This window comes from Streptomyces regalis, assembly GCF_001509475.1.
Classification (GTDB): Bacteria; Actinomycetota; Actinomycetes; order Streptomycetales; family Streptomycetaceae; genus Streptomyces; species Streptomyces regalis.
In genome coordinates, this window is the sequence record NZ_LLZG01000254.1 from 23210 (window position 1) to 36462 (window position 13253).

The window sequence follows — 13253 nt, forward strand, 5'->3', positions numbered from 1 at the left end:
ACCGGGGGTGACCACTATCGGGAGTCGAGCGATCGAGACGGTCGGTGGACCAGGCGTACGCTCGTCGCCGACGAGGAGCCGGATCCCGGTCTCGCCGGCGCGCGGGCACGCAGGCCGGTCACGCCCGGACGAAGTCTGCGGCGGCCTTCAGCGGGGGCGTCGCCGGTGTCTTCGATACGTGTCGGCGAGGTGCTCGCCGATGAAGGCACGTCGGCCGATCCGCTCGACGGCTTGGTCGCCTGCGCCTTCGGATGTGCCGTGGCCGGGGACGTGTTCGCCGGCAGCCGCCACGCCGGGTGCGGCTGGGGTCCCGCGCCGACGAAGCCGCCGGAGAGCCGGGCGGCCGGTTCGTGGCCTTCGCCGCAGACCGGTACCGAACGAGGTCACATCGTGGACCGCGCTCTGGGCGGGCGCGACGGTATGGGCCAACGGCGCGGACGCAGCGGATGTCTCGGCCGGGGTGTGAGCCTCGGATGGCCGAGAACGAGACATGTGAGGTCTCCTTGACTGCGCGTGCGCGTGCGCGATCGGCGAACCGGCCACATCAATCCAGAAAGTGGATTCGCTTTTGGGGAGTGAGGTGGACGCTAACACACATTTTCAGTCGCACGGAAGATCGCTGGCCTCGTCGACAACCCCCGCGAGGAAGGTCTCGATGCCTGTTGACACGTCCACCGCGCCCGGGTTGTACAGCCACTGGATCTGCAGTCCGTCGATGACTGCGATGAGCAGGTTCGCGAGGATTTCCGGCCTCGTGTCCACCTTCAGACGTCCGCGACCGCGCAACTCGGCGAAGATTCGGGTCAGGTGCAGGCGCAGGCTGTCGTAACGGGCCCGGTACAGCTCGTGAGCGGGATGCCCGTCGGTCGTGGCCTCACTCGAGATGACGCTGTGCAGCTGGATCAGCCCGGGTCGGGCCTCGTTGGCGTGCACGACCCGCAGTTGAGTCCGCAGAATATCCAGGTCATCGGCTTCCCGGACGATCGCGGCCGTCTCCCGCTCGTGTGCGGCGAGTACCTCGACCAGCAGTTCCGCCTTGCTGTCGAAGTGGTGCAGCAGGCCGGTCTGACTGATGCCGGCCCGCTCTGCGATCTCCTTCATGGTGGCGCCATGGAAGCCTCCCGCGCCGAATGCCTCGACGCAGGCGTCGAGAATCTTCTGTCGCACCTCGGCGGTCTTCGCGTAGGACCCTCGGGGGCCGCGGGCCCCGCTGCTCGCTGTCTTCGCCCGCATTGTCACGGGGAGAGCATAGGGCGCGCCCCGGCACCTGTCTCAATATAGAAGCATGGTTATATTTTTAGAGGTGGCGGGGTCAGCTGGCCGCATCCGCCGGAGTCGGTGTCCTGCTGATCTGGGTGTTGTTCGTCGACAACTCCGTCGCCCGGGCTTTCCGATGGGTGCGCGAAGGATTGTCGGCGCGCTGTCGGGGCACCGCCCGAGCGGTGCCCCGACAGGTCCCGGTCAGACGCGGCGGCGGGTGAAGCGCTGGTTGGGGTTGCCGGTGTAGGTCCACTGGGAGATGCGGGCACCGTCGGTGGTCAAGTACTCCCAGACATCCATGGCCAGGCCGGACTCCCGGTTGACGAGGCTGATCACGTCACCGCCGTGGTCGACCACGCGCCACTGCTGGCCGGTGGCGCCGCTGTCGGCCTGCTGGACGACGTCCGCGCCGGTCGCGGTGCCCGTGGGCTGGAGGAACAGGCCACTGTGCAGTGCTTTGACGCGGACGTGGCCGCCGCCGGCATCGATGAACTCGAACTGCTGGTTGGGGCGACTGCTGGTGGTCCGCTGGACGAGCCGTGCGCCGGCGGCGGTGGAAGCCTCGTTGATCTCGGCGGCCTTGCCGCTGTGCTGGGCCAGCAGGGTGTAGGGGCCCGGACCGCCGGGCGAGTCGCCCAGCTGGGCTTCCCACCTGGTGTTGGACCCGGCCGCGTCGGCCGGGAGGCGGTCCCGTGCGGCGGTGTCGCCGTACATGGTCCAGCGGGCCCAGTCGACGACGGTCCTCGGGAAGCGCTGGTCGCTCCAGAAGCTGGTGTGGCTGCCGCCGACGAAGGTGAGGAACGCCTTGGGCCAGGCCATCTCCGTGTACGCCTGGCGGGCCGAGGAGTACTGCGTGGTCGAGTCCCGGTCGCCGTGGACGAACAGGACCTTGGCGGAGACCGAGGCGGCGGGGTTGCCCATGTCCTCGCAGGACTGCGGGTTGGCGGAGATGATCCGGCTGTCGGGCCAGGCGGTGAGCAGGCCATGGGTGATCATGCCGCCCAGGGAGTGGCCCGAGACGCCGACGCCGATACCGGTGTTGATGTGCCCGGCCAGCGGTCCGCTCGCGTTGAGCGCGAGGGTGTTGGTGAGGACCTGCGAGACGTCCTTGGAGGTGTTGCCGTTTCTGACGTCGGTGAAGTCGTGGTTGAAGTGCGGGGCGGGGACGACGAAGCCCGCCGAGGCCAGGGCCCGGATGATGAACAGGGAGTTCTGCGGGCTGCTTTGGAAGCCGTGGGTGAAATTGTAGACGGGGAAGACACCGCCCGCGACAGGGGCGTTCGTCACCGGGCTGCCGCCGGGGGTGCCGGCGGCGGGGTAGTAGACGTAGGTGGTGCACGGGCGGCTGCCGCGGGTCCAGTCATACCGGCGCACGCCGACCGCGAACGGTGTGGTCGGCGCCGTGTCCAACGGCCCGACGGCGGCGGGTGCCTGCCCCGCGCCGAGCAGGGACAGGCCCATGCCTGTTGCTCCGGCCGCGCTCATGCTGAGGAATGTCCGTCGTCGCACGGTCATGGAAGTCTCCTTGGGTGCAGGGATGGGTGTAGCGATTGACGTTCGGCTGGGCCTGTTGCCGGGTGCGTCCGGTCGGCGGCAGATCGCCTGGACGCGCGGCGGGACGTGCCACCCGCGAGAGGCGGCGCGACCGGAAGAAGGCCCGTGGTGGTCGGCCGTGGTGTACGGGTACGCGGTCTTGGCGCACGCCGCCTTCTGGTCCTTCGCTTGGCGATGGGGGCTATGAGGTGGTCAAGTCGTGTTCGCCGCGTCCGGGAACGACGTCGATGACCGCCGTGACCGGGCCTGTGCGGGTCGTCCCGGTGACTGTCACTTCACCCGGCCTGTCGGTCGCGCCGGGTGGCAACGGCTGCCAGCGGACCGGGACACCGGTGATCGTGTTGTTGGCGGTGGTGAGCATGCGGATGGAGGAGGGCAGCTTCGGGGCGGCTCCCACCACGGTGGCGGTGTAGATGGTGTCCTGGAGGATGTGCTTGGCGCGGCTGGCGTTGAAGACGTTGATGGACGCGTGCGGCTCCCACGTGTTCGCCAGTCCGGGCACGGCCCGGAACATCGGCTGGTAGCCGGCCGGTTCCCATACCAGTGCCCCTGAACCTCGGTTGTCGACCACGTCGTTGGCGGCCTGGAACACCCTCCGGATCGCGTCCGCCTGCCCCTGAATCGTTCGCGGGTACGGCGAGTTGGGCAACGGCGAGCCGTCGCCGCCGGACGCGGGGTAGGCGGTTTCGGCGATGTCGATCTCGTAGCCGGGATAGGTGGTGGCCATGGTGTTCAGGTTGAGATCCAGCGCCTCGGGCGTACCGTGCCACTCCGGGTAGTACGAGATGGCCAGCACATCGGGGTTCTGTCCCTTTGCCTTCACCCGGGTGAGGAACTGATTCCAGAACTCCATGGTTTTGGCGAGCTTGTCCTTGTCGACGATCACGTGTATCTCGACCTTGGATGTCGGTGACGCGTCGCGTACGGCCTTGATCCCGGCTGCGGCCAGGGTGGTGAACCGGTCCCACGCCTGGTCGTAGAGCTTCTGCTCCGCAGGGTCGGCCGACCGCCAGTACTTCCACAGCAGGCCACCGCCGGGCTTGGACTGGTAGATATCGGCCTGGTCGACGAAATACGGCGGACTCGTCGTGCCGATGTGGGCCGCCTCGCTGCCGTACATGAAGCCATTGATGATCTCGTTGCCGACGGCCACCTTCTCCGGCGTGGTGCCCTGCCGGATCAGCCGCTTCAGATAGTCGGCGGTGAAGTCGTACACGGCATTGGACAGGTCCGCGAACTCCAGCTCGGCCCAGGCGCGTGGTTTGGGTTGCTTGCTCGGATCCGCCCAGGAGTCCGCGTAGTGGAAGTCGATCCCCAGGCCCATGCCCCGCTGCTCGATCCACTTGGCTGAGGCCAGTGAGCGCTCCGGACCCTGGCGCGGTATCGGCGTCGGTTGACCGGTGCTCTCGCTGCGCGGCTCGTTGAATATCCGCAGCCGGCTGTACTCGATGCCACGGTCCTTGGCCACGTCGAGCAGGTGTGGCCCGGCGCCGCGGTCTTCGGCCAGGGGGTCGACCCAGTACTGCTGGTCCTGGACGTCGTCCATCCAGGACAGATCGGCGCCGAGGGTGAGGTCGTCGCGCAGGTAGTTGAAGACCTGGAGCTCGCTGACACCTGCCCGGGCCCGGCCCGGCCCACCTGTGAACGTCAGCCGGACGAAGCGCGTTCCCGGCCGGGTGAACAGGTGCACTTCCCCTCGCGACACGGCTCGGTTGTGGGACCTGTCGGCGATGGCCTTCCACCGGCGACCGTCGGATGAAGCCTCGACGACGTACCGGTGGGCCACGCCACGGTCCGGGAAAAGCACCTTGACCTTACGCAGGTTGTCGTAGGTTCCACCGAGGTCGACGGTGAGCCACTGCCGGGCGCCGGCACTACCGGGTTGCCAGGACGTCGTCGGGTCGCCGTCGATGGCCAGACGGGCGCTGGACGAGCTGGAGGCGGCCGTCGCCGAAGCCCAGGGCTTGGCAGCGATATTGCTCTCGATCGGCTTGATGTCCGCGGTTCCGAAGGTCGCGTGGGCCGACTCGGGCACCATGAGTAGGTTCGCGGACACCATGGTGACCAACGTCGTCGCGACCGCGATGGCGCGGGGCAGACGCGTTCTGCTCATGTCCTTCTCCTGACGATGTCACGTACGGGCGGCATGGGCTGTTACCTACGCTCTGCCGGTCGCAAAGACCGGCAGAGCACGGGATGTCAGTCAGCCGACATCGAGGTAGTCGACGTTGGGCAGTCCGGTTGCCGTGGTCGGATCCAGCCGGATGGTGTTGCTGCCGGCGTTCAGCGGGACCGTCACGGTCTTGGTCGTCCACGTCGTCCACGCGCCGGTGGACTCGAACGAAAGCGCCCCTGCCGTGGCTCCGTTGACGACGAGGTTCGCGGGCCTCGCACCGGTGGTGGCGCCATTGGCGAACCGGATCCCCAACGTCGCCGTACGGGCGGTCGCGGAGTTCACGGTGAACTCCGCGAAGGCCCCCACAGCGCTGTCGCCGTTGCAGAACCCGCTGCCGGAATAGCCGGCTTGATTCGAGTCGATCGTGCCCCGGCACTGTGCCGGAGCGGTCTCTGCCTCGTAACGCCCCGGAGGCGCTGGTGTGTCGGCAGAGGTCTTGACGAGTGAGAGCTGGTCGACGGTGACGCCGCCCGAACCCGACGCCCGCACGGTGACGGTGGCGGCCCCGCCGGACAGCTCGATGCCGGTGAGCTCGCGCTTGGCCCAGCCGCTCGACGACGGGATGCCGAGGGTGCGCTGGCTGCTGTTGGCGCCGGTGATCACGACCTGTCCGGCGCTACCCCGAGCGTGCAGGGACAGGGTGTAGGTGCCTGCGGGCACCGACTCGATCCGCTGCTCGGCGCCGCCGCTGTTGCTCACCTGGAGGGCGAAGCGAGACCCGTTCACACCACCGTTGACGTTGGTCACCGAACCGCCGAGGTTCCGCCATCCCCGTACGCTGGAGACGATGACGCGGTCGGCCTGGATGTCGGGGTTGAGGATGTAGTTGTTCGCCGGCCCGACGCGCCACTCCCCGGTCGTGGCGTTGAACTGCCACTGGCTCACCGAGTGGAACTGCGGCCGTGCGCCGGTCTTGGTGATCGGCACCCACTGGTTGTACCCGATGCCGTTCCAGGCGAAGTCGGCCCAGCGGTCGCCGGCGTAGAGCACCGTGTTCTGCTTGGTGCCCTTGACCGTCACGAAGAACCCGGTCTGGGTCACGTGGCTGTAGTCCATCTCGGTGCCGGCAAGGACGTACTCGCTGCTGTAGGAGCCCTGGACGTTGCTGCTGGTCGACTCATTGACGTAGTTGACAGAGGTGTTCCAGCCGTGCAGGTCCGACGCCGCGTGGTAGTACCTGCCGTCGAGCTTGAACATGGCGTTGCCCTCGCGACCGGCACCGCTGCGGATCTGCACGCCTGGCTCGATCCGCAGCGAGTCGGACTCCCGGAACTTGGCCACGAAGCCGCGCGACCGTCCTTCGCGGTTGGAGAAGATCAGGTAGTCCTTGCCGTCCTCGTCGGTGAACACGGTCTGGTCTCCGGTGCCGGTCGTCGGCGAGTTGGTGATCTGGGTCTGGAAGTAGCCGTAGTCGAAGGTGTCGGTGGGTGAGTCGCCCTGCAGCAGCAGGACACCGTGCCCGCCTCCGACGTAGGCCTGGGTGGCGAGCACGTACTTGCCGGTGTTCTCGTTGTACGAGACCCCGAGCCGCCCGACCCATCCCGCCTGACCGAGGGTGGCCCCGTTGTTGATCTTGGTCGAGCGCGTCGCGACGTTGTTCTCGAACTTCCAGTTCACCAGGTCCTTGGACGAGTACACGGGGACCGAGACGAAGCTGACGTTGCCGTCGTACTTCTTCGTCGGATTGGCCCGGTAGAGCTCGGCACCGGTGTAGTGCACGCCGTACCAGTAGTAGGTGTCACCGAACTTGAAGACCCCACCGCCCTGCGAATAGATGGGGTTGCCGCTGGTGTCGTTCCAGAAGGTGTTGTTCGTGATGGTCTGGAACGTGCCCTTGTCGGCGGCCTTCAGATCGCCGGCGGCGGTCATCAGCGCCGTCTTCGCGTCGGCGACGTCCGACGTGGTGGCCGAGGAGTCGTCGGCGACCTCGGCCGCGGCGGTCAGCGCCTTGGCGAAGGGCTTCCAGGAGTCAGCCGTGTACTTGGTCGGAGTGCGCGTCTGGTAGTCGGACACCAGGTATTCGAGGCCGCGATCCACCACCGGTCCAGCAGCGGCCCCCTGGTCCTGGAGCTCCGTTGCCTGTGTCTGTGTTGCAGGTGTCTCCGCCGCGGCGGTGCTCGCCGAGAGCGGTGCCGCCAACGCCACGGACAACAGGGTGGCGGCGGCTAACTTCCAGTACTTGGAGACGACACGCGATCTTTGTTTCAAGAGGTCACCTTCCGTCATTCTCAAAGGCGCCGAGATCCGGCGCACTTCCGTTGAAGGGCAGTCCCACGTCGGTGCCCTTGTCGATCAGGGCACTGGTCGCTGCGAGACGCAGGTGGGGCAGCACGGGCAGATTCCCGTCGGTCTGGCGGGGCGCGTCCCAGCCGGACGTCGACACGCTCCGGAACTGGGAGTCAGACAGGGGGACGCCGAGGTTCCAGGTGTTGTACGCGGTGTTCGTGCCGCTCATGTTCGACGTCGCCGTTCCGGTGTAGGCGATGTTGTTGCGCAGGGTGCCCCGGCCGACGGCGGCGCCGCGCGAGTCGATTCCCAGCATGTTGAAGTTGGGGTGGTTTCCGTAGCCGGTGTTGTTGAAGAAGTCGTTGGCCACCGGGTGGTGGTTGGCGTAGAAGCCGGCCGCTTTGTTGAGGAACGCCACCGAGTAGCGGACGGTGTGCTTCGGCGCGTTGGCCTCGTAGTCGCCCCCGTAGCCGCCGGACTTGAAGCCGGCTCCGTTGCCGGAGGGCGTCGTCGTCCCCGGCACGTACCCGTTGCGCCAGGCCCACGAGTTCTCGATGATCACGGGCGAGTAGGTGGAGATGAGGTCGAACCCGTCATCGGCGTTCCACCACGCGCGGCAACCCCGGAACACGTTCGCGGGGCGGCCGGCCGGCGTGTAGTGCGAACCGAACCCGTCGGCGTTCTCGCCGGGCCCGTCGTTGCTGCGCAGGTCGTAGTTGTCATGCGCGTCCGAGTTGAGGACGAGGTTGCCGCCCCCGCCGCTGATGAACAGGCCGGTACCCATGTGGTGGTGGGTGTTGATCTGCTCGAAGACGTCGTTGCTGCCGGAAACCCAGATCCCCCAGGACTCGGCGTTGCGGTTGTTGTTCTGGGGAACCCCCTTGACTTCCAGTCCTTTGAGGTGGATCCAGCTGCCGGTGACGCTGAAGCCCTTGATGCGGCAGTTGTCCGTCATCCGCGAGAAGTCGAAGACCGGTTTCTCGCCCGGCTGGGCCCAGTACCGGATCGGGTTGCCCGAGCTGCCGCTCTTGTTGAGGGTGATCGCGTCGACCTTGGCGGTCTGGCTCGAACAGGCGCTGTTCGCACGGGTGTAGGCGTAGGTGCCGCCCCGGAAGTAGACCGTGTCGCCCGCCGTGGCGACGGCCTGTGCACGGGCGATCGATGCCCACGGGGCGGCCTGCGTGCCTGCCGCGCCGTCGTTCCCGTTCGGGGCGACGTAGTAGGTGTTTCCGGTCGTCGCGGCGCTCGCGGACGCCGAGCCGGGGGCCATGGCGACGGAACTCGCCGTGACCACCGAGAGCAGGAGGGCAGGGGTGCCGAACTTCGCGGTTCTCACAGCGTCATCTCCCGAGTCAGGTGATTTCCCGTGCGGCAGTAGGGCTCGTGCCTGCCTGAAGAACTCGGCGCAGGCGAAAGCTGCTTTTCGAGGGGTGGGACCACGCGCGTGTTTCTTCAGAACTTCATGGCGCCGGCGGCCAGGTTGGCGATGAAGTGGCGCGAGCCGATCAGGAAGACCCCGATCAGCGGGATCACTGACATGAGTGCTCCGGCGATGACCATCGACTGGTCGGTGGTGTAGATGCCGTTCAGCTGCTGCACGGCCACCTGCAGTGTCACCTTGCCCGGGTCGGTCATCACGATCAGTGGCCACAGGTAGTCGTTCCAGATGTGGAAGAAGGTGAAGATCCCCAGGAAAGCCAGCCCCGGGCGGAGCACCGGCAGCCCCACCGTCCACCACTGGCGGAAGAACCCGGCCCCGTCGACCCTCGAGGCCTGGATCAGCTCGTCGGCGATCGCCCCCTGCGCGTACTGGCGCATCCAGAAGATCCCGAACGCGTTGGCCGCACCGGGAATGATCAGTGCCTTGAGCGAGCCGACCCAGCCGAGCCAGGCCAGGGTGACGAACTGCGGCACCAGCGCCAGCTGCATCGGAATCATGAAGGTGGCCAGCACGACCCAGAACAGCACTCTGCGCCCGGGGAAGTCGTATTTGGCGAAGGCGAAGGCGGCCAGCGAGTCGAAGAGCAGCACCAGGAACGTCACGGATGTGGCGGCCACGACGGTGATGCCCATCGACCCCCAGAAGTCGATCCCGTCGAACACCTTGTTCATGTTCTCCCACAGGTGGGATCCCGGGATCAGCTTGGGCGGGTAGGCGAAGATGTCCCCGGTTGTGTTCGAGGCCATCACGAACATCCAGTAGAACGGGAAGACCGTGATCAGCACGCCCAGCAGGAGTACGGCGTGGCCCACGGTGGTCCGCGACCGGGCGGCGTTCTCAGCGCGCACGGGACTTCCCCTTCCGCTTGCCGGTGCCGATCGCGTCCTCGTCCCGGCCGCCGATCAGCCGCCAGTTGATGACGGAGAACACCGCGATCAGGAGGAACAGCGCCCAGCCGACGGCAGCGCCGTAGCCGAACCGGTTGAAGACGAACGCCTGCTGGTACAGGTAGAGCACGATGGTGGTGGCCTCGCCGCCGGGCCCGCCGACGTTCCCGTTGTCGTCCACCGGGAACAGCACCTGCGGCTCTGTGAACAGTTGCAGCCCGCCGATGGTGGAGGTGACGGCGACGAACAGGATCACCGGGCGGAGCATCGGGATGGTGATCCGGAAGAAGGTCTGGCGATTGTCGGCGCCGTCGACCTTGGCCGCCTCGAACACGTCGCTGGAGATGGCCTGCAGGCCGGCCAGGCAGATGATGGCGTTGTAGCCGACCCACCGCCAGATGGTGATCGCCGCCACGGAGACCTTCATCGCCCACGGGTCGGACAGCCAGCCGACCTCGCCGGCGCTGATCGCCCGCAGCGCGCTGTTGAGCAGCCCGGAGCTGTCGCTGAAGACGGAGCCGAGCACCAGGGTCATCGCCACGATCGAGGTGACGTTCGGGACGAAGTAGGCCACCCGGTAGAACGCCTTGAACCGCACCGTGGTGTGCAGGGCGTAGGCGATGACCAGCGCCAGGAAGACCATCGGGACGGTGGACAGGATCCAGATGACCAGGGTGTTGCCGATCGACTGCCAGAAGTCGGAGTCGGTCACCAGGTACGCGTAGTTCTCCCAGCCGATCGGCCGCGTCTCTCCGATGCCGTCCCACGACATGAATGACAGGTAGATGGAGAAGCCGACCGGGAAGACGCCGAATACGGCGAAGAGGAGGAAGAACGGGGAGACCGCCGTGTACATCGGCCAGTAGCGGCGCCAGCCTGGCAGCGGCCTGGACCCGTCCGGTGGCGGCTTGGCGGTCCTCCCGCGCCGCTCGACGGTCTTCCCGCGCAGCGCATCGGCGAGGCCCATTCAGATCGCCCCCTCGCGGATGAGTTCACGCTCGATGGTGTTCTGGGCGTCCCTCCATGCCGTGTCGACGTTCTTGCCGGACTCCACGTTGGCGAGCTCGGCGGCGAAGACGGGGTCCATCACCCGGTCGTACGGGCTCTTGTTGACGGTCCTGACCTGCCGCGCCGACGGTCCGAACACCTCGATGGTGCGCTGTCCGCCGTAGAAGGGCCGGGACTCACGCATCTCCGGCCTCGTGAAGGAGTGCGGGGAGGACGGGAACAGCGACATCTCCGTGAACGCCTTGACCTGGTTCTCAGGAGACTGCAGCCAGGTGATGAACTTGTAGGCCGCCTCGGGGTTCTTGGAGTACTTGGTGATCGCCAGGAAGGACCCGCCGACGTTGCCGGAGCCGCCGGGCGGGTCGGCCACCCGCCACTTGCCCCCGGTCTTCGGCGCGGCCGACTCCGGGAAGGCGAGGCCCCACCACACCGCGCCGATGCCGACCGGCTGGCGGCCACTGGTGATCACTCCGTACAAGTCGGGGGAGCCCTCCGGGGCGCCGGCCGACAGGCCCTCCCTGCCGATCCGGTAGGCCAGTTCGAATGCCTCGCGCAGTTCGTCTCTGTCACCGATGTACCGGCCGTCCTCGGTCATGAACTTGCTGCCCAGCTGGCCCAGCCGGATGCTCCAGACGTGGCGGATGTTGGGGCAGATCACCGCGCGCTCCTGGGACCTCCGCAATTCCTTGCCCAGGGCGATGAAGCCGTCCCAGTCCGGGGCCCGGGCGGCGAGCTCCTTCGGGTCGGTGGTGATCCCGGCTTCCTGAAGCAGGTCGGCGCGGTAGAACAGCCCGGTGGGGCCGGTGTCCATGGGGAACGCGATCATCCGGCCCTCGGGCGTGATGCACTCGCTCCACTTCCAGTCCAGGTACCGGCTCTTCAGCTCGGCCGCGCCGAAGGCGTTGAGGTCGACGAACATGTCCTGGTTGGGGAAGTAGGTGGCCACGTCGGAGTTGATGCCGATGATGTCCGGCACCAGAGACTTGCCGGCGAGCGCGGTACGCACCTTGGTGTTGAAATGGCCGCCGATGTTGGTGCGGCTGAGTTTGAAGCCCTGGGCCCCGGGAATGCCCTTCGTCTCCGCCCGGGCGACCAGCTCGTCGCTCACCGACCGGTCCCAGGTCCACAGAGTGATCTCATCCGGGTCGCCGAGCGAGCGCTGCGACCCGCAGCCGGCCGGCCCGAACCCTCCGGCGGCCGATCCGGCGCCCAGCGCCAGAAACCGTCTTCGTGACACTGCCATGGACGCGTGTACCACCTTCCGAGCGAGCGGCCCACCCCCTGATCGCTCAGGCGGTGGCCGAACAGACATCGCGAACGGCTGCTCTGGTTGAACGGGGGGCGGCGTGCTTGAGGAGGCTCGGCACCGCCGCCGACACGCTGCACACATCGCTGCCCACGAGCGCCGGTGCGGACCTCATGGCCCACAGGACGAAGTGGCCGCGCAGCTCCGTGTCCGTAAGCCCGGGCGGCCGACCTCCGGCATGCCCCGGCCGTTGATTTCGGTGATCCACGCGAACGCGGCCACTGTGGTCGCCGATGATGGCCTTGGGCGAGCACCAGTCGTACGTGAGGCAGCCCAGGCCCGAAGCGGCGAACTGGCGGGCGTCCTGCGTGTGCCCGGTCGCACCCTCGCCCCGGCCTCCTTCTTCGTCGCACGCCGCGGCCTGGTCGGAGCCAAGCCGTTTCCGTACGCCATCGTCAGGTTCAGGTAGGGACGACTGCGTCCTCGGTCTGCTGCACCGCCGTCGTTGAGGTCACCCGCGAACCGACCGGCATCGGTTCGCGCCCACCGCCGCGTGCTACGTGAGATACGCGGCGAGCGGGAGGTTCTGGCGGCGCACGTCACCGGCGACGAGCCCTGCGACCCGCTGGGCGCCGTAGGTGTCGAAGTGGGTGTGGTCGTTGCAGAAGAAGGTGCCCAGGGGGCCGCTGCCTCCGTAGTCGCCGTTGTTCGGGCAGAAGTGCAGACTGTTGTAGAGCGAGACACTGAGCGTCTGCAGGTCGATGACGGGCGCCCTGGTGACGGCGCCGGCGGCGAGGGTCTGGGTGACAAAGCCGCGGTTCTTGGTCGCTGTGCCGCCGGAGCAGGTGATGGCGGCCACCGGGGTGAGCAGCACCGGGTGCGCGCCCCGGGCCAGGGCGGCCTGCGCCATCTGGGTCATCAGCTGTTGGTACCGGGCCGGGCCGACGTGCCGGGGGCAGGTCGAGGAGGAGTCATTGATGCCGAACTGGATGAGCAGGTAGTCACCGGCCTTCATTCCGGTGGTCGAGTTCAGCATCGCCTGCCAGCGGGACGAGTACGTGGTGGACGTGAGGCGGCACTCACCGTCCGAGCCCTTGGTACCGCTCACGTTCCCCTCGTACAGCCAGGTCTGGATGCTGCGGCCTCCGACGGCCTGGTTCTTGACGGTCACTTCGCTGTTGAACAAGGCGTCGAACTGGCTGCCCCAGCCGACCGGGCACCGGCCGGAGCTCGGGTTGGCCATGGTGGAGTCGCCGGCCAGCCACACGGTGACCGGCGCGGCGGCCGCCTGTGCGGCCGGGGCCTGGGCGCGGGAGGCACTGGTGCAGTCCGTGGCGACGCGGTCCGCCGCGGATGCGGCGCTGACACCGAGGCTCGACAAGGCGATCATGAGCGCGGTCGTGATGAGAATCCGTAAGTTCCTCAACGGGTCCCTCCTTGGGACTGGCGCCGGGC

9 protein-coding genes are annotated in these 13253 nt (G+C 67.6%); all 9 read right to left on the reverse strand.

From position 1 onward, the window contains the following. Window positions 1-600: 600 nt before the first annotated feature. A complete protein-coding gene (locus tag ADL12_RS24875; protein ID WP_062705310.1) occupies window positions 601-1233 on the reverse strand; it encodes a TetR/AcrR family transcriptional regulator in 633 nt (210 codons plus the stop codon). 228 nt (window positions 1234-1461) lie between these two features. Further along, entirely contained in the window at window positions 1462-2775 is a 1314-nt protein-coding gene (locus ADL12_RS24880; RefSeq protein ID WP_062705312.1) for an RICIN domain-containing protein, read from the reverse strand. Window positions 2776-2995: 220 nt separating this feature from the next. Continuing rightward, window positions 2996-4927 (reverse strand): glycosyl hydrolase 53 family protein, encoded by a 1932-nt coding sequence (locus tag ADL12_RS24885; RefSeq protein ID WP_062705314.1) that lies wholly within the window; start codon window positions 4925-4927, stop codon window positions 2996-2998. Between the two features lie 90 nt (window positions 4928-5017). After that, on the reverse strand, window positions 5018-7198 hold the full coding sequence (locus ADL12_RS58585) for a family 43 glycosylhydrolase (protein ID WP_425265149.1): 2181 nt from the start codon (window positions 7196-7198) through the stop codon (window positions 5018-5020). Between the two features lie 4 nt (window positions 7199-7202). Further along, the gene (locus tag ADL12_RS24895) at window positions 7203-8552 is read right to left on the reverse strand and encodes a right-handed parallel beta-helix repeat-containing protein (protein ID WP_107120018.1); all 1350 of its coding nucleotides are present in this window, start codon (window positions 8550-8552) and stop codon (window positions 7203-7205) included. Window positions 8553-8668: 116 nt separating this feature from the next. Next, window positions 8669-9505 carry a carbohydrate ABC transporter permease gene (locus ADL12_RS24900; protein WP_062705317.1) on the reverse strand — a complete coding sequence of 279 codons (837 nt, stop codon included), beginning with the start codon at window positions 9503-9505 and terminating at the stop codon, window positions 8669-8671. Then, window positions 9495-10511 (reverse strand): carbohydrate ABC transporter permease, encoded by a 1017-nt coding sequence (locus tag ADL12_RS24905; RefSeq protein ID WP_062705319.1) that lies wholly within the window; start codon window positions 10509-10511, stop codon window positions 9495-9497. The genes ADL12_RS24900 and ADL12_RS24905 overlap by 11 nt, the downstream gene beginning before the upstream one ends. Then, on the reverse strand, window positions 10512-11795 hold the full coding sequence (locus tag ADL12_RS24910; protein WP_062705321.1) for an ABC transporter substrate-binding protein: 1284 nt from the start codon (window positions 11793-11795) through the stop codon (window positions 10512-10514). A gap of 559 nt (window positions 11796-12354) precedes the next feature. Then, on the reverse strand, window positions 12355-13224 hold the full coding sequence (locus ADL12_RS55675) for an SGNH/GDSL hydrolase family protein (protein ID WP_208614613.1): 870 nt from the start codon (window positions 13222-13224) through the stop codon (window positions 12355-12357). Window positions 13225-13253 lie beyond the last annotated feature (29 nt).

Excerpts from the sequence above, each read along its gene's own strand:
- ADL12_RS24875 (WP_062705310.1), bottom strand. The coding sequence starts at position 1,233 with ATGCGGGCGAAGACAGCGAGCAGCGGGGCCCGCGGCCCCCGAGGGTCC.
- ADL12_RS24880 (WP_062705312.1), bottom strand. The coding sequence starts at position 2,775 with ATGACCGTGCGACGACGGACATTCCTCAGCATGAGCGCGGCCGGAGCA.
- ADL12_RS24885 (WP_062705314.1), bottom strand. The coding sequence starts at position 4,927 with ATGAGCAGAACGCGTCTGCCCCGCGCCATCGCGGTCGCGACGACGTTG.
- ADL12_RS24905 (WP_062705319.1), bottom strand. The coding sequence starts at position 10,511 with ATGGGCCTCGCCGATGCGCTGCGCGGGAAGACCGTCGAGCGGCGCGGG.
- ADL12_RS24910 (WP_062705321.1), bottom strand. The coding sequence starts at position 11,795 with ATGGCAGTGTCACGAAGACGGTTTCTGGCGCTGGGCGCCGGATCGGCC.